This is a genomic window from Microcoleus sp. Aus8_D2 (assembly GCF_036702665.1).
Taxonomy (GTDB): Bacteria; Cyanobacteriota; Cyanobacteriia; order Cyanobacteriales; family Microcoleaceae; genus Microcoleus.
On record NZ_JAUBUN010000074.1, the window covers coordinates 1 to 22,832 of the forward strand.

Below are 22,832 nucleotides of genomic sequence, written 5' to 3' on the forward strand. Positions count from 1 at the left end.
AATGCCCAATGCCCAATGCCCAATGCCCAATGCCCAATGCCCAATGCCCAATGCCCAATGCCCAATGCCCAATGCCCCATGCCCAATGCCCAATGCCCCATGCCCAATGCCCCATGCCCCATGCCCCATGCCCCATGCCCCATGCCCAATTCTTATTTTTAAGTTTTGCAGTAGTAGGAAATGCTGTTGCTTTAATTTTTACTAATTCTCGGAATGCGTGGGGATTGGCAGTTTTGGCAATTTTGGCTTTTGCATTTTATGCAGGTTATAAAAAAATATTAGCTGCGGTTTTTAGTGCCGTTGGTGCAGTCTTTTTGTCGGCGTTTGGCCCGGAACCGCTGCGGCAACTTTTACGAAAAATTATCCCGGCTTTTTTTTGGGCGAGACTCACCGATGAAATGTTTCCAAATCGGCCGACTGCTACTTTGAGAACTACTCAGTGGGAATTTGCTTGGTCAATGGCTCAGCAGCGTCCTTGGACTGGTTGGGGACTCCGAAATTTTACGCCTCTCTATCAAGATAGAATGCACGAATGGCTCGGTCATCCTCACAGTTTGATGTTGATGTTAGCTGCGGAAACGGGACTGCCGGCAACGCTTTTGTTGTTTGGTTTAGTTGGCTGGGTTTTGGCTAAAGGTGTTTTGCTGCTGGCAAATTGGCAGGTTTTTTCTGCGGATATTAAACATCAGGAAATAACAACAAAGGAAGTAACGGAAGATTCTGTATTAGTCAATCAAAATTTAAGACTTGCCAGCACAAATCAGGTAGTTTGTCAAGATGTAGAAAATGCCGATCGCCTAATTTTCTTCAGTTATTTATTAGCCTTCGCCGCCTGTACGCTGTTTAACACTGTAGACGTGACGCTGTTTGATTTCCGAGTCAATACTACAAGCTGGGTGTTGTTGGCGGCGATTTGGGGTGTGTGCGATCGCACGCAAACAAGATCGTCCTAACTGATATCGTGTCCGATCGATTACCATAACACCAATGGTTCGTAGTGCGGACTTCAGTCCGCAGCTTTTTACGGACTGAAGTCCGCACTACGAACCTTACTGATTTTTACGGACTGAAGTCCGCACTACGAACCTTACTGATTATTGATTGAGGATTGCTATAACTGACGCACCCGAAAAAACCTCATTCCACCGTCACCGACTTCGCCAAATTGCGTGGCTGATCCACATCCAAACCCCGGCGCGCCGCAATGTGATAAGCTAACAATTGCAGCGGAATTACTGTCACAATCGGCGACAACAATTCATCCACCAAGGGTACCGGCAAAACGTGGTCAAAAATATCGGCTTCGGCTGCGCCCTGCTTCGGCGTGACGCCAATTAAACGGGCGTCCCGGGCCTTGGCTTCCTGAGCGTTGGAAAGCACTTTTTCGTAGACGCTTCCGGGCATGGCGATCGCCACTACAGGCACTTTAGCATCCAAAAGGGCGATCGGGCCGTGTTTCATCTCTCCCGCCGGATATCCTTCGGCATGAATGTAGCTAATTTCCTTTAGTTTCAGCGCCCCTTCCAAAGCAATCGGAAAGTTAATTCCCCGCCCCAAAAAGATAAAATCTTGGGTTTCGGTAAACTGGTGGGACAATTCCTCGACATACTGTTCTTGAATCTCCAAAAACTTCTCAATTTCGGCTGGTAACTGGCGCAAACCCGCAATAATTTCTGCCAATCTCTCGGTGCTGATGGTTTGCCGCTGGTGGGCCAAATCCAAAGCTAAGAAATAGAATGCCATCAACTGAGTGACAAAAGTTTTAGTCGCAGCAACGCCAACTTCTATACCAGCGTGGGTATTTATGACGTGGGGCATCATGTGGGCGATCGAACTTTCTGTCCTGTTAGTAATGCCCAACATTCGCGATCGAAATTTGTCCGTAAAAGCCGCGCGGCGCTGCTGTTCCATCCCCAAAGCAGCCAGCGTGTCCGCCGTTTCTCCCGACTGAGTTACCCCAATAATTAAAGTATTTGCTGTCAGCGGTGCGGGGGCGTAGCGGTACTCAGAAGCGTACTGCACCGCAGTGGGAATATTGGCTAACTGTTCTAACAAATATTTGCCAACTAGCGAGGCGTGCCAGCTCGTTCCGCAGGCGAGAATTGAAATTTGTTCGACATCGGCGCAAAGTTCTTGCGGCAGGTTTAGATTGATGGGAGAGCCTGGATTTCCCGGCTGCCAATCGCTGTCTAAATAAGTCTCCAAACAAGCTCGAACTACGGCAGGCTGTTCGTAAATTTCCTTGTGCATGAAGTGCTTAAAGCCCTGTTTCTCGACAGAAACCGGATTCCAGCCGAGGAGGCGCGGGCTTTTTTTCAGCCTTTCCCCCGCAAAACTGTAAACTTCTACTCCCATCGGCGTTAGCCTTGCCAATTCGCCATTTTCTAGGGACAAAACAGCGCGGGTGTGAGAGATTAAGGCCGGCGTGTCGGAAGCGCAGAAAAATTCGCCGGCACCAAAGCCAATCACTAAAGGAGCTTGCTGTCTGGCGACAATTAGTTCGTCGGGAAAATCTGCACTGATCGCGGCGATCGCAAAAGCTCCTTCTAACCGATTCACCGCCTTTAAAACCACTTCCAAAAACGACAAGTCAGGATTTGTTTTTGTTTTTTTATTTCTATCCGCTACATCCGCTACATCCGCTACATCCCGTACATTGCTCGCTGCCGAACTTCCTTCTGCAAAAATTTCAGCTATTAAATGAGGAATAACTTCTGTATCCGTATCCGAGACAAATTTATGTCCCTTGGCTTTCAATTCTTCCCGCAACTCGCGATAATTTTCGACAATTCCATTTTGAACTACGGCAATTCGCCCGCTATTATCCAGATGAGGATGAGCGTTATATTCCTCTGGTTTGCCGTGAGTTGCCCAGCGGGTGTGCCCGATGCCGATGGGAGCCCGAGAGTCTATCTCTGCTAGCTTTTCCCGGAGGTTGTGCAATTTGCCTTTTGCTCGGATGCAGGTAATTTCTCCTTCGGAGATGGTGGCGAGGCCCGCTGAATCATAGCCCCGGTATTCCAGTTTCTCCAATCCTGCTAGCAAAATCTCGCTTGCTGCTTGCGTGCCGATATAGCCAACGATTCCGCACATTTAAGGTACTGCTCCTGCTTAGCGATCGAAATAAAACTCAAGTTTTATCATTTTTAACCTCTTCCTGCCACAGAATGCAGATTCCGCGACAAAAAGAGAGGGGGCAATTTAATCGCCCCCTCCCTTGTACCCGTAACTCGATCGACAATTCGATCGATCTTTAGTAAGCTAGACCCATACTGCGAGTTGTTTCGGCTCCCAGGTAAACCCGGATGCTCAGAAAATCGGTAGGGCAAGCAGTTTCGCAACGCTTGCAACCTACGCAGTCTTCGGTGCGGGGGGAAGAGGCAATCTGAGCTGCTTTGCAGCCATCCCAGGGCACCATCTCCAAAACGTCAGTCGGACAAGCGCGGACGCATTGAGTGCAGCCGATGCAGGTATCGTAGATTTTGACTGAATGAGACATTGAATAAAGGCTCCCAACGAGTCACTAAAAATTTGCTGGCTCTGCGAATTAACAGATTTGACGGCGAGGTGCCACCGCTATAGCCTGCACAGAGAATCAAAGGCTAGTCTACCGCAGTGCTTGGAAGCACTTCGCGAAAAAGCGACAAAACTTCACAGATATTCATTCTGGGAGTAATGAAAAAACTCAAGTCTTTACTACAAACCTGTGCAAATCGATCGACTAAAACCCTAATTTTTCTAACACGGGCTTAGTTGAAACAATATGTCGATCGAGTCCTAGTTTTTTCGGCTCCACACCCAAAGCCAAAGCCACCAATTGCGGCAGATGCAGCACAGGTAAACCCAATTTTCGCCCGATTACTTTTTCCACTTCCGGCTGCCGCGAATCCAAATTTAAATGACAAAGCGGACAAGGCGTTACCATACAATCAGCACCATTGTCAAGAGCATCTTGAATGTGTTTGCCGGCCATCTGAAAAGATTGGTTAGTGGCATAACTCGCCAATGGCCAGCCGCAGCACTGCGTCCGCCCTCGATAGTAAACCGGAGTTGCCCCGATCGCCCGAAACACATTTTCCATCGATTCCGGTTGGTGCGGGTCATCGTACACCAGATGCTCCTGAGCTCGCAGCAAGTAACACCCGTAAAAAGACGCGCACTTCAAACCCGAAAGCTTGCGGGTGACTCGCTTCTGCACTTCCTCCAAACCGTAATCTGCGACTATCGCCCACAGCAGATGTTTCACCTCGGTACTGCCTTGGTAAGGCGAACAGCCTTGTTTTTCCAGCAAACCGTTGACTTTTTCTAGGTAAGGTCGATCGGTCTTTTGGGATTCCTTGAGGCGATCGTCCACATGACCGATTACCCCTTGACAAGTGCTGCAATGCGTGAGCAAAGGCAGATTTAGTTGCTCGGCCAAGGCAATATTGCGGGCGTTAACAGTATCTTCCAGCAACTGCGAATCTTCCTTGAAAGTGCCAGAACCGCAGCAGGAAGCTTTTTTGAGTTCCACCAGTTCAATCCCTAACGCTTGAGTCAGCGCCATTGTAGACAGGTAAAGTTCGCGGGCCGCCCCTTGGGCAACGCAACCGGGAAAATAAGCATATCTGAGATTTTGGGATGGCATAGTCGTTTCTGCTGGAGACAGGAGGAGAGGTACAAGGAGAGCGATCGAATTTCCTCTCCATAATTAGCGTATCAGCGCCTAGCTAGCGGTCAATTGTCAGCTTTTCTCAAGGATTTTCATAGCATTTTCACAACAAAACCCAACTTTAGGAAAACTTAAAACCCATATCCAGCAAGCAATTCCTATCTAAAATCTCAAATCTCAAATCTAAAATGTCATGACGATCGCCCGCACCCCAATTGTTGCCTCCCCGTGTCACTTAGAAAAGCGGCAAGCCTTCTACTTGCAGATCCCCCTTTCGGATAAGATTAGATACGCAGCAACCAATGAGGACAGGATGTTATGAGTCAAGACGACATTTTTGCTAGAGTCAAAAAAATTGTGGCAGATCAACTCGAAGTCGATCCGAGCGAAGTCAAGCCCGAAGCCAACTTTGCTAACGATTTAGGAGCAGACTCCTTAGATACAGTAGAGCTAGTCATGGCATTGGAAGAAGAGTTTGATATTGAAATTCCCGACGAAGCAGCCGAAGCAATTACCACGGTTCAAGCTTCTGTAGATTTCATCAGCAGCAAGCTTGCAGCTCCAAAAGCATAAAATACCTGTCTTTTCCCCGAAGAGGAGAAAAGTTTAAAAACTAACAACTCCTCTTTTGTTCTGCGTTCTGGGTGTTTAATTTTTTGAAACTGAAATCATGACAAATTTAGAGCGTAAGCGCGTTGTTATCACGGGTCTCGGCGCGATTACACCGATCGGCAATACCTTGTCTGAATATTGGGACGGGTTGATGGCCGGGAAGAATGGCATCGGCCCGATCACCTTGTTCGATGCGTCGCGGCACGACTGCCGGATTGCTGGAGAGGTGAAGGGTTACGACCCTCACGAGTATTTAGAGCGCAAGGAAGCAAAGCGGATGGATCGTTTTGCTCAATTTGGGGTATCAGCGAGCAAACAAGCTCTGGCTGATGCAAAGTTTGAGATTAACGACCTGAACGCAGAACAGGTGGGTGTCATTCTTGGCACCGGCATTGGCGGCCTGAAGGTTTTGGAAGACCAGCAAGAGATCTATTTGACTCGCGGCCCCGATCGGTGCAGCCCGTTTATGATTCCCATGATGATTGCGAATATGGCCGCGGGCCTGACGGCGATTCAAACGGGCGCTAAAGGGCCAAACTCTTGCACGGTGACGGCCTGCGCGGCCGGCTCAAATGCAGTGGGCGATGCGTTTCGCATGGTTCAGAACGGTTACGCGCAAGCGATGATTTGCGGCGGTACGGAAGCGGCGGTAACTCCTCTGTGCGTGGCGGGTTTTGCTGCGGCGAGGGCGCTTTCTACTCGCAATGATGACCCGACTCATGCTTGCCGTCCGTTCGATCGCGATCGTGATGGTTTTGTCGTCGGCGAAGGTGCTGGCATTCTGATCCTAGAAGAAATGGAACACGCTCTAGCCCGTGGCGCCAGAATTTACGCAGAAATCGTCGGCTACGGTTTAACCTGCGATGCGTACCACATGACTTCCCCAGTACCGGGCGGTGAGGGTGCATCGCGGGCGATCGCTTTAGCGCTCAAGGATGCGGGTTTGACGCCGGATATGGTGAGCTATATCAACGCTCACGGCACGAGCACGCTTCCCAACGATTCTACGGAAACGAAGGCGATTAAGAAGGTTTTGGGCGAAAGCGCTTACAAAGTAGCAATTAGTTCTACCAAGTCGATGACTGGTCATCTTTTGGGCGGTTCTGGGGGAATTGAGGCGGTGGCGACGGTAATGGCGATCGCCAACGATAAAGTCCCGCCGACAATCAATCTGGAAAATCCCGATCCTGAGTGCGATTTGGACTATGTTCCCCATACAAGTCGCGATCTAAAAGTCGATGTGGCTTTGTCGAATTCCTTTGGATTTGGCGGTCACAACGTTACTCTAGCATTCAAAAAGTTTGTTCGATAACCAGAAATCGGAAAGTCGCAAGTTAGAAGGTGAAAAATTAGTTTTTCACCTTCTAATTTTTTTAGGTGAATTTTAGGTTGGGTACACTGCGACTAAGAAACCGGGTTTTTTACCCAATCTCGTGGCTCCAGCGAATAATTTTCGTCCATCAACCCGGTTTCTGGCCACCGGTGCGATCGCGAACTAAATTTCTTGGTATGAGTGAGATTACTGTTGAGGAAATACTGCAAATGAAAGCTATTGTGCCTAATCTAAATTAGCTGATTCTCCCGGTAACAACTCCAAGCGATATCGGTACAAAGCCACAGGATGCCCCGCCGCAGCAAAATAATCCGGGTCTTGCGGCGACAAATAAATCGCTGTCACCTGATCGGCTACAATTTTTTTACTCGCAGAAGATCCATTTTCCCCGCTTCCAACGACTCGATAAGCTGTGGTTGTTTCCACCTCGTTTAAATAAATATCAGTCTCTCCCCGAAACACCTGCTGCGAAATTTCTGTAGATACAAACTCCCGAGGATTCGGCGTTTCAGTGCCGCGACTGGTGACAATCGAGATTAGTTGGCGAGATCCTTTGAGTATGGTAATCTGGCGGTTGGGATTGTTCGGATCGACTTTCACCGAAAGTACGCCACCCTCGCCCAAATAAGCCTTGGCGATGTTCAAACCGTTAAAATTGCGATCGGCTACAATCTTTTTAGGCCTTTTAGATGTATAAGTAGAAATTAAGCCAATATTTTTTTCAGGTTGAAATCGAACTTTAAACAATACCGGCTGCTGCAAATACTGGCGGTTTTTTTCAAATCCAGGAGTGACAATATTCGGGGCTAAAGGTGCAGCTAAATCCACCAAAGTGCTCGCAGCATTCCAATTTCCCGCCATCCAGTCTGGATACACTAAATCTCCCTTAGCTACGGCGATGGGAGGCTTGCTATCCCAATCGGGAAAACTGGAAATGCGATCGCCCAAAACCCCCGCCCTCGCACCGCCACCCCACAGCAACACCAGCAAAACCAGACAAAAACCCCAAAATACCTTCATACCAAATTACATTCAAACAGCTAACTTTCTATTTCTCTCTAATTCGTTCGTAGTGAGGACTTCAGTCCTTCTTTTTGCGGACTGAAGTCCTCACTACCAACCTTTGGTAGTGAGGAATGCAAGTCCTTCTTTTTGCGGACTGAAGTCCTCACTACCAACCTTTTTTATTGTTTCTTAGTTTTAAATCGCCTCAACAGGTTCAGGTTCCCAAACCTCCCCGTATTGTTCTTTTAATTCGTGCCATTTTTCCACCTGTCCAGGTTCGTATTCACCAGGTTTTCCCCACTGCAAAAACGCGCTCAACGCAGCATCATTTTGCTCGTCCAGAAAACGAATTGCATAGGTAGTAAAGTTGCCTCTTTTTGCTTCGCCAGTCTCGAATTTCACTTGTTTTATTTTGTCCATATTCAGGTGAAACTCAAATATTTCGGCGTGCATATTTGCATATTTACCCTTTGGCAATTCTGCATAAAACAGCTTGTGAATTGAACCGCGCACTTCCAGCACAGCGGCGCTGCTAGTCACGATCAAACGCAGCGTCCCCAATTTTTCGCAAGCTTCTAAGAATTCTTTCAGGTTAGGCATAATTTAATTTTGGAATTGGGCATTGGGCATTGGGAATTGGGAATTGGGAATTGGGCATTAGTTATTAGTTATTAGTTATTAGAACCAACAAATAACCAATAACCGATAACAACTGACAACTGACAACTGTCAACTGTCAACTGACTATTTTTCGTGCAATTCGTAAGCTGCAACAATCCGCTGTACTAGCGGGTGTCTCACCACATCTGACTGATTGAATTCACAGAAAGCAATGCCTTCAACGTTACCCAGAATTTTTTGAGCAACTGACAATCCCGACTGTTGGTTTGGTGGCAAATCTGTTTGAGTGATATCGCCTGTCACCACCATTTTCGATCGAAAGCCCAGACGAGTCAACACCATTTTCATCTGAGCAGGCGTTGTATTTTGAGCTTCGTCCAAAATTACGAAAGCATTGCTGAGAGTGCGCCCTCGCATATAAGCTAAAGGAGCTACTTCGATCAAGCCTCTTTCCATTAAATCGGCCATTTTTTCGGGGTCGATTATTTCTTGGAGGGCGTCGTAAAGCGGGCGCAAATAGGGATCGACTTTTTGCTGCAAATCTCCTGGCAAAAATCCTAATTTTTCCCCAGCTTCGACGGCGGGCCTGGTTAAAATCAGTCGTTCGTACTGCTTGCTTAACAGCGCTTGCACCGCGAAAATAGCTGCTAGAAATGTTTTGCCAGTACCCGCTGGGCCAATGCAAAATGTCAAGTCATGGGTGCGTACTGCTTGGACGTACTGCCGCTGCTTGAAGGTTTTGGCTCGAATTTCTTCGCCGCGGCGGGTTTTGGCAAGTACGTCTCGCTGCAAGTCTTGCAAATCTTCTTGGCGGTTGGTATCCAATGCGTAACGAGCTGTTTGGATTTCTACTCCGGTGATGGTTTTGCCGGATTTCCAATAGTCGGAGAGCGATCGCACTAATTTATGACACAATTCTACTTGAGTTTTTGTGCCGGAAATCAGCAGTTCTTGCCCTCGCATTACCAGGTTAGCACCCGTTTGCTTAGAGATAATTTTCAGGTTTTCTTCTTGATTGCCAGCGAGCGACATGGCGCTTTGATTGCTCGGTAACTCTATTGTTAGTTTTTCAGTCATGCCAGCATGAGCTCCTCCAAATAAGCAATTAAAAGTTAACAATTAACCGTTGAATCAGCCCTGTTTTGCGAACAAAAAGACGCCCGGTACTAGCTTTTACCTAGTATCTAAGGCGTCTTTTCTTTTTAACTACCAAATGAGTTTGGTGCTTGAGGCACAAATCAAATCTCCCTTCTATGAAGTCAGGCAACTTTAGATGTTAGATGTTAGATGTTAGATTTTAGATTTTAGATTTACCTCATCCCGCGCTTGATTTAAGATTTAAAATTTTACATTAATCTCAAATCAAACGGGGCTTGTAATACAAAGTCTACAACAGGCAATCTAAAATCTAAAATTATTTATCAGCAGAGCATTTAATAACCGGGAGTATTTCTGCTCGTTCTAAACGTAGGTGTGTTAGTACGGCGAGGTTGTTCTCTCGGAGTTCTGCTAGGTAAGGGAGTCGGCGACGAAGGCCCAGTCCGGGGTCGGAAGTCGCCTCGATCGCGCGAGCCGCGATCCGGGCGGTCTCGATCCGAACGATCGCGATCGCCCCTAGGCGGCCCGGAGTTCCGCTCGCCTGCTTCGCCATCGTATATGTCTAAGTAGAGCGACTGACCCGCCGTTTGCGCCACCGCTTCGAGGGTAGTTCTAATAGCCTGAATATTCCGTCCGCCCCTACCGTAAACCCGCCCTTTATCGGGATCTTCAAAAGCGAGCCGAACCCAGACCCGCGACTGACGCGGGTGGAGTTCGCAATCAACCCGCAAAGACCCGGGCGACTCTAAAAAAGGCCCAATTAAAAACTTAACCAGTCCAGAATAGTTGGGACTAGCTGACTGCTGTTGTGCTGGATTCAACGTTGGCTCCGGCTCCGACTTGTTCAAATACATTCGCTTTTCTCAGGATGTCACGCACGGTGTCAGTTGGCTGAGCGCCATCTTGCAGGCGCTTGACAATCGCTGGAACATCCAGCCTGGTTTCGTTATTTCTGGGGTTGTAGAAGCCGAGTTCTTCTAGGGGACGGCCGTCGCGGCGGGCAGAGCTGTTCATTGCTACAATCCGGTAGCTGGTCTCGCGTTTTTTCCCGTATCTCTTCAATCGCAGTTTGATCATCTTCTTGCAGAATAGTCCTGTTTCAATTCTAAGCTATTATGTCGGTCGTCTTTCTGCGAACCCCAACTCAACCCCTATTTCTTAACCTCCCAACAAAATATCGCTGCGATTTGCTGCCCCCAAAGCCGGTCTAGTGCCGTCAATGTGCGGTGTAATTGCTAGCGGCAGGGCCGGTGCAGTTCCCCACTGCTGCACCAATTTTTGCAGAAATATATCTTGCTGCGCTCTCAAAGAGTCCCAATCGGTGCCGCGATTGATAATTGCAAACCAAACTAAACCCCGATCGCGCGTAGGTATCGCTCCAGCCAAAGCAATCACCGTGTCCAAAGTACCGGTTTTCACCACAGCCGACGGCGGAATGTGCCGTTGTTCCAAAGTTCCTTGATCGCGCCCGGACACCGGAAACAAGTCAGCAATCGTCAGCCCCGTAGTCTGAAGGTTGCGCGCGATCGCCTGCATCATCCCGACGGCCGCCCTCGGAGACATCCGATTGGACACTCCCAATCCCGAACCGTTAATTAATTGAAGTTCCGCCGCCGGCACCCCCGCCGCCCAAGTCGCTTGCTGCTGGACTATTTTGTGCCCGCCCAAATTGTCGGCCAATATTTGGGCTATGTCATTGTCGCTGTGGACGTTCATGTGCTTGAGAATTTCTGCTAAAGGGAGCGATCGGCGCTTCAGCAGCAAATGCCCCGAACTCACAAATTTTTCAGCAATCACGCTGCCGGACACCGTTACTTGCGGCTTTCTCGTTCCCGGAGCCATCTTAGAATACATTGCCTGCACGTCCTGCGGCCAACTGCGACCGTCCAGGGCCTGTCGCAGACCCTCCCCCGCAGCCAAAGGATCTGACTGGTAATTCATGCGGAAATTGCCAGTTACGACCAAATTGCCCGCCACGCGATCGATACCCATTTGATTGAGAGCATTACCCACGGCGATCGCCTCTTCCCACACAAACAGCGGATCGCCCCCGCCACTGACCACCAAATCCCCCTGCAACACACCATTCCTAATCGGCCCCGTTCCCCGGAACCGCGTTTCAAACTGATAATCTGGGCCCCAAGTTTCCAGCGACGCCAGAGAAGTCGCAATCTTAGTCAGCGAAGCCCCAGGCATCAGCACCGTCCCCTGCTGACTTACCAGCGGCACCATTCCCGCTTGCACCCAAACTCCCTGATTTCCGTCAATCAGATGCTTCTCCTTCAAATCTTTTAAATATTCCTCCACCGCCACAGATGCCGGCAAGTCTGGATTTGCCGGATCTACTCTCCCAAAAGCCAGCTCTTCGGCCACCACTAACCCAGGTATCCCTCCCCGCCAAGCTAGTACCGACACGGCGTTGGGCGCCGCACTCCGTACCCCAGCCATGTCCAGCCACAGAGACATGATTCCTGAGCTAACCAAATTCAAAAACATAACCATATATCAATACTTTCAGCCATCATTGTCGAGACTTGTATCACAGGTCTAGCAAACCAGCCATTTTAGGCACTTTTGAAGCTTGGTCTGACTGACCCACTTCTGTCAGTGTCCCCTACTTACCGACCAGCTACAAGCAAACTCATCTAGCAATATTATAGATCCTGGTTAAATTGGCGTTCCTGCGGTTAATAAAAGAAGTCTTTTACTACTTGGAAATAAGGACACAAAAAAACGCCGGGTTAGGGCTAATATGGTTAACTCAACGCTTTTTGACAAATTTCAAAGCGCGATATTATAGGCAATACAGGCATTTTTTGCCAATCAGATTGTTCTTAAGTTAACCGTATTGGGGTTAGGGCGGGTTGAGTTAGGAGAGTTAGATGTTGAGCAAATCTACGGTTGTATCAACCCCTAAGTAGTGTTTCTGGATCATCTCAATGCTGTTTCCGCAACAGGAGGCTAATAATAGTAAATTAGCGCCAGCATGAGCTTGCAGGGTGATGAAAGTGTGCCGTGTGTGATAAGGAGAAAGGTAACAACTAATTGCGTTAGTTTCAACTAATTGAGTAACTACGCCGGGAACGAAATATGACCCGCTCTTTAATTTCCTGTTGTTTCCATGCCAAATTGCACCCAGTCCTCTCGTGTTGTAACGTTTAGTGTTTAATTGCACAAAGACACAATCGGTAGGCTTAGCATCAGTGGGTTTAAAGATTAATAATAACTCATTCAGCTTAGGGTAAATCTTGAACAGGCGAATACCACCTGTTTTGGTAACTTGAGTATTCTTCAGTGTACCGTTGTAGGATTTACTAAATCGAATATAATTTTTACCTTTCCCTATAAACACGTCTTGCCAAGTTAGCGCAAAAGCTTCACCCGGCCGGCATCCTGTCAGAAACAAAAATTCAATTAGTGGCGCTGCTTGACGCTTATTTGCCTTGTCGGATTCATAGAATGCTTTGATGATAGTGTCCCGTTCTGATTCAGTAAAAGCGCGCCTGTCGCGCTCTTCAGGGTCATCGTCACTGGCTTCAGATTCCCACCATTCTTGTATTTCACCATCGACGTTAACCGTTGGCTTATACTTATCAGTTTTGTTCTCGACAGTTCCATCAACAATTACAAATGGATTAGCCGTAATCCTGGTTTTGCCTAGTGATTGCAGGCGGATGAACGCTTCTGAGAGGGCGGCTAGTAATTTGAACCTGCTGCGGGCAGATACTGGATGAGCAAGTATTACAGAAGCAAGAGAACTAGAGAGATTTTCACTCCAAACATTAGTGTGAACAAAGTCTAGCGTTAGTGTCTTTTTGTTCCACGCTAACCCTTTAAGTATGTTGGTAAAGGTAGAACAAAAAACGAGCTTAAACACTGTTGGTTGCAAGCGTGACTCTTTCCAAACCAGGTAATCTTCCCACATTTCACCTACAGTCATTTCGGGTTCAGACTGGGGGACTGGTGCTGCCAGCTTTAATTCAGCAGTGTACTTGGTTTTTAAACCGTACTTGGCAAAGGTTGGGTCAAACAATATCTGCCAGTCGGCGTGCTGCAAGTCCTCTTCGATTCGCCACGCAATCGCTACCGCCTTCTGCCAGTTCTCAGGGGTATCCTTCATGGCTAGCCCCTGATGCTTCCGCTTCCCGCCGAATATCGGGTTGTACTTGGTGCTGAACTGTAACCGCAGGCTACCTTTGTCGGACTGCACAGTAATAGTCTCTGGGACGTGGTTGCTTTTTGCGTATGCCATATTCTTTTTCAACATTCCGTAAGGGCTTCAAAAATCTAGCAAATTTCTAGCAAATTTTGCTAGATTCCTATTCCCTAAGTAATAAAAGAAGTCTTTTATTGCCTGCTAGAGTTAGCATAGCATGATTTGTCTGAATTGGCCCTAGTCCAGCATTTTGTCCCTAAAGTCAGTCGATTTGAGATTTGAGATTTAGTCCACAGATGAATCTGGGAGATTGAACCTCAGTCTAAAATTTAGGATCTCCACCACTTAAGTCCAGGGCTTGTATCCGTTTTTGGGCCCAGTCATGTAAACTATTCCATTGAGTTTTTGAATTTGCAGTCAAAAATAGTAAAGTAGGGACAAACTCTATCAGAGTAATCGTCCATGACAATTGTCCGATCGGGCGCGAGCAGATTTCAGTTATTTATTCAGACTTCTGGATTCAGGCTCCTGACTTCCTGGTAGAATTTTTAGTGTTTCTCAAACATTGGTCAATGGGATCGACACGCGCAAGAATTGCAATAGACGCTATGGGTGGGGATCACGCCCCCACCGAAGTTGTAGCTGGAGCGCTTAAGGCACAAGAAGAATTAGGCGTAGAGATTTTGCTGGTGGGCGACCCGCAGCAAATAGAAGACTCGCTACGTCTTCAAGACGCGATCGGCCGCGTCTCTACAGGTCAGCTAGAAATCGTTCCTTCAGAAGGAACGGTGGAAATGCACGAAGAACCTCTAAGTGCCCTCAAACGCAAGCCCAAAGCTTCGATTAACGTAGCGATGAACTTGGTTAAGCAGCAGCAGGCTGATGCTGTGGTGTCCGCCGGTCACTCCGGCGCGGCAATGGCTGCGGCCCTGCTGAGGTTGGGGCGGCTCCCTGGTATCGATCGCCCTGCGATCGGTGCAGTTTTGCCGACAATGGTACCGGGTACCTCTGTACTCATTCTCGATGTCGGCGCTAATGTGGACTGCCGCCCCAAATTTTTGGAGCAGTTCGCTCTGATGGGAACTATTTACAGCCAGTGCGTGCTGGGCGTCGCCGAACCAAAAATCGGCCTGCTCAACATTGGCGAAGAACCTTCTAAAGGCAACGACGCAGCGGTGCGCACCCACCAGTTACTGGTGGACAACCCTCACATTCCTTTTGTGGGCAATGCCGAAGGCCGCGACGTGCTGTCGGGGAACTTCGACGTGATTGTCTGCGACGGGTTTGTCGGCAACGTGTTGTTGAAGTTTGCCGAAGCGGTGGGCGAAGTCGTGGTACAAGTGCTTAAGGAAGAATTGGCGGCCGGACTCAAAAATCAAATTAGCGCTCCTCTCCTGCAAGAAAGCCTCAAGGGATTTAAGCAGCGGGTAGACCACGTTGAACACGGCGGCGGTTTGCTGTTGGGCGTTGCTGGAGTTTGCATTATCAGCCATGGTTCGTCTCAAGCTGCCTCGATTTTTAATGCCATTCGTTTGGCGAAAGGGGCTATTGACAACCAAGTGCTGGAGCGCATTCGCTCGGAAAATCGCGAAAGCGCTCTGGAACAAGAAGCTGTCAATTAGAGGCAGTAAGTAGGAATTAAAAATTAAAAATTAAAAATGTCAGATTAAACCAACAGTTTTGCTTGAATAAAAGCAATTCCAGCAGTTTCAAAAATAATTTGAATTTGAAGTTTTTAATTTTTAATTTCTCGACCGAAAAGCGAGTAAATGGAGAGGAATGTTGCAGCAATCAGGGTTCGGCATTGCCGTTACGGGTAGCGGTTCTTGTACACCGCAGGTTTCGCTAGATAATAACGGGTTGAGTCAGATAGTAGAAACGTCTGACGAGTGGATTGGGGCGCGCACGGGTATTCGATCGCGCAGGCTGGCGGACGATCGCACTTCTTTGTGCGATTTGGCCACAGAGGCATCCCGAAAGGCGATCGCCATGGCCGAAATTGCGCCGGCAGATATCGATTTGATTATTTTGGCCACATCAAGCCCTGACGATTTGTTTGGCACAGCCAGTAAAATTCAATATGAGTTGGGCGCAACAAAAGCTGTGGCTTTCGATTTGACAGCAGCTTGTTCGGGCTTTGTTTTTGGTTTAGTTACAGCCTCGCAGTTCATTCGGACAGGGGTTTATCAAAATGTTTTGCTGATCGGAGCAGATATTTTATCTCGCTGGGTGAATTGGTCGGATCGCGGTACTTGCATTCTATTTGGAGACGGTGCAGGTGCGGTGGTATTGCAGGCCTCAGAAGTCGATGGCTTTTTGGGATTTGAAATTCGCAGCGACGGTACGCAAAATTCGTCTCTCAATTTGGCTTACAAAGCCGAGTCAAAAGAATTAATTGAGGGCGTGAATATCGCACAAGGTGGATTTGAGCCGATCGCCATGAACGGTCAAGAAATCTATCGTTTTGCCGTGAAAAAAGTGCCGGAAGTCATAGAAAAAGCTATGTTTCGGGCAAATATCAGCGCCGCAGAAATTGACTGGCTGCTGTTGCACCAAGCCAATCAGCGGATTCTCGATGCAGTTGCTCAACGGCTCAAGATTCCCCCGGAAAAAGTAATTAGCAATTTGGCAAATTACGGCAATACCTCAGCGGCTTCAATTCCCCTGGCCTTAGACGAAGCCGTGCGTCTGGGTAAAGTAAAAGCGGGCGATACTATTGCGGCGGCTGGTTTTGGTGCTGGTTTGACTTGGGGAGCGGTGATTTTTCAATGGGGAAGGTGATACCATTTTCGATTTTCGATTGCCGATTTTCGATTGGGGAATCACGGTAATACCATTTTTGATTTTCGATTGGCGATTTTCGATAGGGAATCACTGATGAACTATGGGTTGGGATGACAAGCCAGCAGTTTCATTCTTTTAGGGAACTGGTATAATATTTGGCAGCTTAAAACTTGCCAAGCGTGATTGTCGGGAGTGCGACCCGGGAAAAATAAAAATCCTTTAACACGTGATACATAGGGTAAGGTATGCACAAAGCCGTGCATCCTCCGACAGGAATTCTGGACAAGCGCGTCGTGAGATGGAAAATCCTCTATTTTTCGATCGACTTTCCCTGACTTGAAGGTTGAATATTCTGCTACGGCGATTCATCTGATTAAAGTAGCAAAAAAAATATAAACCTCGTAAAAAGCGCAGTTATATGTTATAATTGTGAGTCGCGAGTAGATAGTTCGTGAACCGAAAGATAGCGGATACCAGCCAGCGAACTCAAAAGCGGGAAACAAAGAATTTTTGCAATCACTTTCTTAGCAACCACCAATTAGCAGATTACCGGAAAAATGACTAAAACAGCATGGGTATTTCCCGGACAAGGTTCCCAGGCGATCGGGATGGGTGCAGACTTATTAAACTTGCCAACAGCCAAAGCCAAATTTGATCTAGCCAAAGAAATTTTAGGCTGGTCTGTCCCAGAAGTTTGCCAAAAAGAAGAAGCAAAACTATCTCGGACTCTCTACACTCAGCCTTGCTTGTTCGTAGTAGAAAGCATTTTGGCAGACTTAATGCGAGAAAAGAGCGATCGACCCGCAGTAGTTGCCGGTCACAGTTTAGGAGAATACGTTGCCCTGTACGCAGCAGGTGTCTTTGACTTTGAAACGGGATTGCGCTTAGTCAAACGCCGCGCCGAACTGATGGACAGTGCCTCGGGCGGGCAAATGGTGGCTTTGATCGGGTTCGACAGGCAGGAATTAGAACTGCAAATTCAATACAGCCGAGACGTGGTACTCGCCAACGACAACAGCGAAGCACAAGTGGTGATTTCTGGAACGCCGGCAGCAGTAGAAGATTTGCTTGCCAAAATTAAAGTCAAACGCGCTGTTAAATTGAATGTTTCCGGCGCGTTTCACTCTCCCCTGATGGCATCAGTGGCGGCAGAGTTTCAACTAGCCCTAAAGGCTGCAAGATTTTCCGATGCTAAAATGCTGGTGCTCTCGAACTCAGAACCGACAGCGACTACTAGCGCAGCTACTTTAAAACAGCGGTTGAATTATCAAATGACTAAAGGCGTGCGCTGGCGAGAAATCTCCCTGCAATTGCCACAACAAGGAATCGATCGCGTAGTGGAAATTGGCCCCGGCAAAGTTCTCACAGGTTTGATCAAACGGACTTGTCCTAATTTAGCGCTGGTAAATGTCAGCAGTTTTGCAGATTTGCCGGCTTAATCTATTGTTAACCTGCTATTCAATGGCAGGTTATAAACTTTAGAGTTAATTAGCCAGAAAATTGCCGAAAAATAAATAGCACAACAGGAAAATTTTACTGCGACCTGTTGTGCAAATTGGCGATCGACGATTCAGACAGCTAGAAAATCTCGATTAAATTAAATATAATCCAATACGGTTTACTTAAGGCTTGGGAGGCTTTAAGATAATAAAAACAGGAGAATTCATTTTTATTCCAGTACCTCTGTGTTTAACTTTTTTGGATTTAAATTTTGAAACAGGTTTTTTGACCACTCTTGGGTTGTTTCTCTGAACTCTTTTCGGTAAAGTTGCATCAAGTATCTCCAAATTCAACCAAGTTAAAAAAAGGGAATTTCTTGTGGTTCTAGTCGCTGAAATCTTGGAACAGCACGACGAATAACTCGTAATGTACCTGTGAAAGAAACACTTAATGGTGAAATTTTTGCACCCAAAGCTGCTTCAAAAATTAACGCTCGCACCGCTCTTCGGTCCTAATAATAAACCATAAATTTCTTGCACTACTTCTCTTGGTCTTTGAGAACGAACATGAGTCTTTCTTTCTAGGAGATGTACCTTGAGTTCATCAATTGTATTTTCGACTTCCCACCGTTGATGATATTCGGCAGCTAGTAACGAAGCTGGAAATTTTTGAGTATCCAATAAACTTGTAATCAAACGATACTTGCTCTCGGCAGTTGAGTCATTTAAGTTTTCAATTGTGTACTCGATTACTCGGATTTGGATTGGTTCAAATCTTTTTTTTTTGAATTGGCCTGGCGGACAAATAAAACTTAAGTAAGAACCATCTTCTAATTGTGTTTCATTGAGGAATTTAACGTTTGACGGAATTCTTCCTAGATAGTCACAACCCTTGCTGAGCGTGGCTGACACCATCGCATATGAATGTAAGCCTCTATCCCACATCAACAACATTTCTTGAGTAACTGAGCGCAATAATCTCAACGCTCTGACTCTTTCTCCCATCTTATATGGACAGATTAAGGCGTCAAATATTAAATGTGTTCCTGTTTCTACTAAAATAACTAATCTAGCTTTTGGAAATGCAGCTCTTGTGCCTGGACGGCTACCTGGACGACCAAAAACTCTGGCATTTTCATCACTGTCTGGGATATCTAAGCAGGTTCCATCTATTGCTACAACTCTCAATCCGTTGATGAAAGCTCCGACTGTTTCAGTGGTAGCCATTGGTCGCACTAACTGATGAAATAATTGTCTCATTACCGCTGGCCCTAATCTTTTTCGGGCTTTAGTAATCGCTGCTTTACAGGGAATTTTCCAATATTTACCAGTTTTCAACCAGATTTCATTCAGGCTATCAATGAGATTTTTTAGTAGATCTCGCATTGAGTATGTTGACCACAGACTCATTGCTATTATTAGACATACTACCAGTTGTGATGGTAGTCCACGATGCCGTTTTTCCTGAGCTTTTGTTTTCAGAATAGGCGCTTCTATTTCTGTTGATGGAATCGCTATCTCTATGGCTTTAAGTATCTCGATATTTTTGAGCTTGGGAGATTCTAATAATAATTCTCTGTAATTCACTGTACTGGTTTTCTTTTTTGTACACGATACCTAGTTTACCTCTTGTCCTGCCTTAAGTAAACCGTATTGAAATATAATCTAGATATCGATCGCCCTTGAGGTCGATCGGCAAATCCCGATCTAGACTAAAAATAAAAATCCAGCCAATCCGGTACTGAATATGAAAAAAGCTATTTACTGGCTGATGGGCGAAAAAGCCGGCAGAACCATAGTAGGCGGGTGGAACTGGCTGTGGGGACTGCCCGTAGAATCCGGCGGCAAGCTGTCAGTCGCCGTAGCAGAAGAGTCGCTGCGATCGATGCAAGAATCCGTGCAAAAATTGGCAGCAGCAGTCTCGCAGCCATAGCCAAAGTCAACAACGATCTGAGCATAGATTCAGCCCGATCGCAATTCGAGCAAGCCAAAAACGCCGCCCTGCGCCACAACATCGAGCTGCAAGCTTTAGCAGAACTATCTGAAAACCGCTCGTAAAAACCTGGACAAAGCTACCCAAAAGTAGTCAATGTTAGACATCTACGTTGGTAATTTTAGTCCACAGTCCTAAAACTGAGCGTAATAAACGGCAATTCGTCTATTCCCTTCATGAAGTCGGGAATTACTTTTCTCGCTATATTTATGCTGCCATTGGTATCAGCATTGATTGTTTTGCCAGTTGAGGCTCTATATAAACCACGCTGAACGCGTTTACCGCTAAAAACAGGCTTAGCCTCTGTCTTTTTGTTATAAGTCGGCCAATTATCACGCTCTAAAGCACTCGCTTTTGACGTATAGCTTTCCTCAGTTAATGTAACAACAATCCCTGCCAATTGTGCTTTATAGGTCAATAAACTAATCAGCTTGGCATGGGGAATATTGGTAAATACTTGATTGTTCTTTTTACCCATATTGATTGACTGTTTCCATCCAGGGTTTTTGCCGATAATTAACAGACCAATATCGTTCAACTGACACCAATCAATTACACGACGACTCGCAGTGTGAAGATAGTTGTCAATTCTTCTGTTTCGCTTACTATTTAGCGATCTTATCTGTCTGCTAGCTTCGATTGATTGTGATGCGGCTGCTCGTTTATTGAAGAATTGATTAATACTTTTCAAGGGTCTACCATTAATCAACAACGGCTTGATGCCGGGATGATTGGATGTTATAGCCATCAAATTGTTTAAACCAAGGTCTACACCAGCTACATATTTCCCGTGGGATAATGGTAGATCGTGAACTGTGTAAACAACTTCAATAACATAATGGTCAAGCTTTGGGACAATCCTTACTCGATCTACATTTTCAGCTTGAGTAGCCAACTCAATATTAGTCTGAGACAGTTTAACATTCCCGATCGTCAAAGCAGGTTTTGATATTGCATCTATCGGGTAAATGACAACATTCCTACCATGCTCTTTATGCTTGTATCCTGGTATTTTCGGTTTTCCCAGATATTTTTCATGGTATTTTGACCAATCTTTAATTGCAGCTAACCATCCCTTCCAAGCCTCAGCAACTCTCCGAACAATCTGTTTGCTAACTTTTGTGGGTAGATACCTATAAGCTTCTAAGTTCTTAGAGGAGTGATAAATATTGATGGAGTTGTAATACTTATTTGTCTCAAAAAAGTATTGGCGCTGAACGTAGTTAGCAGAGTTGTATAGATGTTTAGATTGTAATGCCAAATGGTCGCATTCCTTCCAAAATCTATGTTGTTTGTTAATTACGTGTTTTTCTACGAGCTGCATTTGACTCGACATGAGTAAATGTATTGTGCTTTATTATATACGACTTCCTGCGAGCGTCAACATCGCAGGTAAAAAATTATAATGAGTCCAAACGCAGATTCCTATGACGCAAAACGCCCGCATCTGCAATCCAATGGCACGGGGGCCAAATTGAACTAGGGGCAAATAGTCTCGCGCGATCGCCCGAGGGGATCAAAAAGCTGCCCAAATAGTAAAGTATGGGTAGCTTTGTTTATAAATTAAGTTACAGTTTCAAACCCGCCAGAAAAACTTCAGGTCGAGTTAGAAAAGATGATCGTAGATGATGAAGTTAATCGCAGGCTAAAAAAGTTAGACGGCTCAGACAACAAAGAACTTCCTAACTAAGGAGAATTTTATGGCTAAGAGCGGACCTCCCCCGATAGTTTTTATTTTGTTATTTCTGTTCCTTGCCCGTGGCGGCTGGTTCTTTTTGAACAAACCAGCGACACAGGATGCTAACAATCCCTCCAATCCCTCCACTCCCCCAACTCCCCCAACTCCCGCAGGTGGCGGTTCCAGCCAGCTTCCCGTCGCGCCCGCAGCCGGCCGAGCATCGCCTGTTGCGCCTAGTTCCTTTGCGCTACCAGCTTCCGTACCTGCGGGCACGGCGGTAAAAATTGACGGTTCTACTAGCATGGTGACAATCAATCTCAACCTCAAGAACGGCTTTCAAGCCAAGTTTCCCGGCACTACAGTCGAGACAAAAGCAAATGGTTCTGCAAAGGGAATTCAGGATTTGGTGGCGGGAACAGCCGATATTGCTGCGGTATCGACCGCTTTGAAGCCTGAAGATCGAGCTAAGGGTTTGGCAGCAGTGGCCGTTGCTTTAGATAGAGTTGCGATCGTAGTCGGCACTAACAACCCGTTTCAAGGAGGTTTAACTTCGGCTCAAGTTGAGTAAATATTCAAGCGCTAACACAATATCAACACTTTCAGCCATTATACCCTCACTTTCTAGACACATTCTAGTCTTTTAACGTATTTGCGTCGTTACAGCAGTTGAGTTAGCTTACTTGTGCAGCCGTAAATTCTAGTCATATTCTAGGGCGTACACAGAGACAAAAAAATAGTCCGCTAAACCTTTTGCGAGGTGCGGACAACAAAAAATAAAAAATTCACTTTGATTATAGCTCATATTCTGGCTATTAATATTAATCATTAATATTAATCATTAATATTAATGATTAATATTAATAGCAGGCTGAAACCCTTATAGGGAAAAGCATTTGGGTTGATTGTACGCACCTCGCAACTAGATTTAGCGGTTGTTCACCATTTACCTAGAAACAACCTGTTAAACCCATAATACACCACAATTTAGACCAAGTAACCGTAGTTTTCAAAACCTCACAATTATCAGAGGCTCACCACTCCCGTATCACGGAGACGCGAGGTCTAGACGCAGTTTGGGCGGAAGCTAACTATCAGAGTGTAGACAAAGCCAAAGCATCGGTGATGCTAGGATACCCCGCTAAATCACCGGGGATTATGTTTGTTGGCGACGGGTTGCAGTTTCAGTTCAAACCTGACGAGCCGTGGCAGAGTGCTGATGGGAAAGGTAAACCCCCTAAATACCGCTCCCCTGTAGGGGAATATGATGCTTTCCTACCCAAGCACCCCGCAGACAAGGGTTACTGGGAGGTAGAGCAACTCAAACAAGCTTGCTGGAAATTTAACGACCATCCCTACATACTCATCACTGAAGGGGGATTCTAGCCGATCGCCACTAAGTTAACCTTCGGTCGAGCTATGCACACAATTCGATTGGAGGTTGGTTTCGTCAGTGCCGGAGCGC

At 46.6% G+C, this 22,832-nt stretch carries 19 protein-coding genes and 2 pseudogenes; 9 read left to right on the forward strand and 12 right to left on the reverse strand.

Features of this window, described 5'->3' with window-relative positions; translation table 11 throughout:
• Positions 1 to 146: 146 nt before the first annotated feature.
• A pseudogene (locus tag QUB64_RS31665) lies at positions 147 to 953 on the forward strand (O-antigen ligase family protein); the annotation flags it as partial.
• Between the two features lie 184 nt (positions 954 to 1,137).
• Here the strand turns inward: QUB64_RS31665 and glmS are convergent.
• From glmS to QUB64_RS31680, 3 genes are all read right to left on the reverse strand, one after another.
• Entirely contained in the window at positions 1,138 to 3,093 is a 1,956-nt protein-coding gene (gene glmS, locus QUB64_RS31670; RefSeq protein WP_333266453.1) for a glutamine--fructose-6-phosphate transaminase (isomerizing), read from the reverse strand.
• Positions 3,094 to 3,253: 160 nt separating this feature from the next.
• Positions 3,254 to 3,499: a photosystem I iron-sulfur center protein PsaC gene (gene psaC / locus QUB64_RS31675; protein WP_015175986.1), complete on the reverse strand. Its 246-nt coding sequence runs from the start codon at positions 3,497 to 3,499 to the stop codon at positions 3,254 to 3,256.
• A 222-nt stretch (positions 3,500 to 3,721) separates the two neighbouring features.
• Positions 3,722 to 4,627: a CoB--CoM heterodisulfide reductase iron-sulfur subunit B family protein gene (locus tag QUB64_RS31680; RefSeq protein ID WP_333266451.1), complete on the reverse strand. Its 906-nt coding sequence runs from the start codon at positions 4,625 to 4,627 to the stop codon at positions 3,722 to 3,724.
• 342 nt (positions 4,628 to 4,969) lie between these two features.
• On the opposite strand from QUB64_RS31680, the gene acpP reads away from it, so the two are divergent.
• Complete coding sequence (acpP, locus tag QUB64_RS31685; protein ID WP_194068168.1) at positions 4,970 to 5,224, forward strand: acyl carrier protein; 255 nt, start codon at positions 4,970 to 4,972, stop codon at positions 5,222 to 5,224.
• Positions 5,225 to 5,321: 97 nt separating this feature from the next.
• Entirely contained in the window at positions 5,322 to 6,575 is a 1,254-nt protein-coding gene (fabF, locus tag QUB64_RS31690; protein WP_333266449.1) for a beta-ketoacyl-ACP synthase II, read from the forward strand.
• A 246-nt stretch (positions 6,576 to 6,821) separates the two neighbouring features.
• Here fabF and QUB64_RS31695 read toward each other — a convergent pair whose 3' ends face one another.
• The 7 genes from QUB64_RS31695 to QUB64_RS31725 all read right to left on the reverse strand — a co-directional run bounded on the left by QUB64_RS31695 (position 6,822) and on the right by QUB64_RS31725 (position 13,572).
• Positions 6,822 to 7,616 (reverse strand): DUF6816 family protein, encoded by a 795-nt coding sequence (locus QUB64_RS31695; protein WP_333266447.1) that lies wholly within the window; start codon positions 7,614 to 7,616, stop codon positions 6,822 to 6,824.
• 180 nt (positions 7,617 to 7,796) lie between these two features.
• A complete protein-coding gene (locus QUB64_RS31700; RefSeq protein ID WP_333266445.1) occupies positions 7,797 to 8,201 on the reverse strand; it encodes a ChuX/HutX family heme-like substrate-binding protein in 405 nt (134 codons plus the stop codon).
• A gap of 144 nt (positions 8,202 to 8,345) precedes the next feature.
• Positions 8,346 to 9,299 (reverse strand): PhoH family protein, encoded by a 954-nt coding sequence (locus QUB64_RS31705; RefSeq protein WP_293157394.1) that lies wholly within the window; start codon positions 9,297 to 9,299, stop codon positions 8,346 to 8,348.
• 356 nt (positions 9,300 to 9,655) lie between these two features.
• Positions 9,656 to 10,141 carry a KH domain-containing protein gene (locus QUB64_RS31710; RefSeq protein ID WP_333266440.1) on the reverse strand — a complete coding sequence of 162 codons (486 nt, stop codon included), beginning with the start codon at positions 10,139 to 10,141 and terminating at the stop codon, positions 9,656 to 9,658.
• Entirely contained in the window at positions 10,113 to 10,397 is a 285-nt protein-coding gene (gene rpsP / locus QUB64_RS31715) for a 30S ribosomal protein S16 (RefSeq protein ID WP_333266437.1), read from the reverse strand. Before rpsP ends, QUB64_RS31710 begins: the two co-directional genes overlap by 29 nt.
• Before the next feature lie 81 nt (positions 10,398 to 10,478).
• Positions 10,479 to 11,786: a D-alanyl-D-alanine carboxypeptidase gene (locus QUB64_RS31720; RefSeq protein ID WP_333325112.1), complete on the reverse strand. Its 1,308-nt coding sequence runs from the start codon at positions 11,784 to 11,786 to the stop codon at positions 10,479 to 10,481.
• A gap of 412 nt (positions 11,787 to 12,198) precedes the next feature.
• The gene (locus QUB64_RS31725; RefSeq protein ID WP_333266433.1) at positions 12,199 to 13,572 is read right to left on the reverse strand and encodes a tyrosine-type recombinase/integrase; all 1,374 of its coding nucleotides are present in this window, start codon (positions 13,570 to 13,572) and stop codon (positions 12,199 to 12,201) included.
• A gap of 476 nt (positions 13,573 to 14,048) precedes the next feature.
• On the opposite strand from QUB64_RS31725, the gene plsX reads away from it, so the two are divergent.
• The 3 genes from plsX (at position 14,049) to fabD (ending at position 17,699) form a co-directional block, all read left to right on the forward strand.
• Positions 14,049 to 15,098: a phosphate acyltransferase PlsX gene (gene plsX, locus QUB64_RS31730; protein WP_333266430.1), complete on the forward strand. Its 1,050-nt coding sequence runs from the start codon at positions 14,049 to 14,051 to the stop codon at positions 15,096 to 15,098.
• 157 nt (positions 15,099 to 15,255) lie between these two features.
• Positions 15,256 to 16,257 carry a beta-ketoacyl-ACP synthase III gene (locus QUB64_RS31735; protein ID WP_333266428.1) on the forward strand — a complete coding sequence of 334 codons (1,002 nt, stop codon included), beginning with the start codon at positions 15,256 to 15,258 and terminating at the stop codon, positions 16,255 to 16,257.
• A 560-nt stretch (positions 16,258 to 16,817) separates the two neighbouring features.
• The gene (fabD, locus tag QUB64_RS31740; protein WP_333266426.1) at positions 16,818 to 17,699 is read left to right on the forward strand and encodes an ACP S-malonyltransferase; all 882 of its coding nucleotides are present in this window, start codon (positions 16,818 to 16,820) and stop codon (positions 17,697 to 17,699) included.
• Between the two features lie 359 nt (positions 17,700 to 18,058).
• Here fabD and QUB64_RS31745 read toward each other — a convergent pair.
• A pseudogene (locus QUB64_RS31745) lies at positions 18,059 to 19,196 on the reverse strand (IS4 family transposase).
• Between the two features lie 250 nt (positions 19,197 to 19,446).
• Here QUB64_RS31745 and QUB64_RS31750 point away from each other — a divergent pair.
• Positions 19,447 to 19,632, forward strand: a complete 186-nt coding sequence (locus QUB64_RS31750) for a hypothetical protein (RefSeq protein ID WP_333266424.1) — start codon at positions 19,447 to 19,449, stop codon at positions 19,630 to 19,632.
• A 181-nt stretch (positions 19,633 to 19,813) separates the two neighbouring features.
• Here QUB64_RS31750 and QUB64_RS31755 read toward each other — a convergent pair whose 3' ends face one another.
• Complete coding sequence (locus tag QUB64_RS31755) at positions 19,814 to 21,016, reverse strand: RNA-guided endonuclease InsQ/TnpB family protein (protein WP_333266422.1); 1,203 nt, start codon at positions 21,014 to 21,016, stop codon at positions 19,814 to 19,816.
• A gap of 376 nt (positions 21,017 to 21,392) precedes the next feature.
• On the opposite strand from QUB64_RS31755, the gene QUB64_RS31760 reads away from it, so the two are divergent.
• Both QUB64_RS31760 and QUB64_RS31765 read left to right on the forward strand, forming a co-directional pair.
• A complete protein-coding gene (locus QUB64_RS31760; RefSeq protein WP_333266420.1) occupies positions 21,393 to 21,938 on the forward strand; it encodes a substrate-binding domain-containing protein in 546 nt (181 codons plus the stop codon).
• A gap of 554 nt (positions 21,939 to 22,492) precedes the next feature.
• Positions 22,493 to 22,753 (forward strand): hypothetical protein, encoded by a 261-nt coding sequence (locus QUB64_RS31765; protein WP_333266418.1) that lies wholly within the window; start codon positions 22,493 to 22,495, stop codon positions 22,751 to 22,753.
• Positions 22,754 to 22,832: the final 79 nt, after the last annotated feature.

What these genes read in the sequence shown, in the direction of transcription:
- psaC (WP_015175986.1), bottom strand. Translation starts at nt 3,499, where the DNA reads ATGTCTCATTCAGTCAAAATCTACGATACCTGCATCGGCTGCACTCAA.
- QUB64_RS31760 (WP_333266420.1), top strand. Translation starts at nt 21,393, where the DNA reads ATGGCTAAGAGCGGACCTCCCCCGATAGTTTTTATTTTGTTATTTCTG.
- glmS (WP_333266453.1), bottom strand. Translation starts at nt 3,093, where the DNA reads ATGTGCGGAATCGTTGGCTATATCGGCACGCAAGCAGCAAGCGAGATT.
- QUB64_RS31700 (WP_333266445.1), bottom strand. Translation starts at nt 8,201, where the DNA reads ATGCCTAACCTGAAAGAATTCTTAGAAGCTTGCGAAAAATTGGGGACG.
- rpsP (WP_333266437.1), bottom strand. Translation starts at nt 10,397, where the DNA reads ATGATCAAACTGCGATTGAAGAGATACGGGAAAAAACGCGAGACCAGC.
- QUB64_RS31705 (WP_293157394.1), bottom strand. Translation starts at nt 9,299, where the DNA reads ATGACTGAAAAACTAACAATAGAGTTACCGAGCAATCAAAGCGCCATG.
- acpP (WP_194068168.1), top strand. Translation starts at nt 4,970, where the DNA reads ATGAGTCAAGACGACATTTTTGCTAGAGTCAAAAAAATTGTGGCAGAT.
- QUB64_RS31725 (WP_333266433.1), bottom strand. Translation starts at nt 13,572, where the DNA reads ATGGCATACGCAAAAAGCAACCACGTCCCAGAGACTATTACTGTGCAG.
- plsX (WP_333266430.1), top strand. Translation starts at nt 14,049, where the DNA reads ATGGGATCGACACGCGCAAGAATTGCAATAGACGCTATGGGTGGGGAT.
- QUB64_RS31755 (WP_333266422.1), bottom strand. Translation starts at nt 21,016, where the DNA reads ATGCAGCTCGTAGAAAAACACGTAATTAACAAACAACATAGATTTTGG.
- QUB64_RS31695 (WP_333266447.1), bottom strand. Translation starts at nt 7,616, where the DNA reads ATGAAGGTATTTTGGGGTTTTTGTCTGGTTTTGCTGGTGTTGCTGTGG.
- QUB64_RS31720 (WP_333325112.1), bottom strand. Translation starts at nt 11,786, where the DNA reads ATGTCTCTGTGGCTGGACATGGCTGGGGTACGGAGTGCGGCGCCCAAC.
- QUB64_RS31735 (WP_333266428.1), top strand. Translation starts at nt 15,256, where the DNA reads ATGTTGCAGCAATCAGGGTTCGGCATTGCCGTTACGGGTAGCGGTTCT.
- fabD (WP_333266426.1), top strand. Translation starts at nt 16,818, where the DNA reads ATGACTAAAACAGCATGGGTATTTCCCGGACAAGGTTCCCAGGCGATC.
- QUB64_RS31765 (WP_333266418.1), top strand. Translation starts at nt 22,493, where the DNA reads ATGCTAGGATACCCCGCTAAATCACCGGGGATTATGTTTGTTGGCGAC.
- fabF (WP_333266449.1), top strand. Translation starts at nt 5,322, where the DNA reads ATGACAAATTTAGAGCGTAAGCGCGTTGTTATCACGGGTCTCGGCGCG.
- QUB64_RS31680 (WP_333266451.1), bottom strand. Translation starts at nt 4,627, where the DNA reads ATGCCATCCCAAAATCTCAGATATGCTTATTTTCCCGGTTGCGTTGCC.
- QUB64_RS31750 (WP_333266424.1), top strand. Translation starts at nt 19,447, where the DNA reads ATGAAAAAAGCTATTTACTGGCTGATGGGCGAAAAAGCCGGCAGAACC.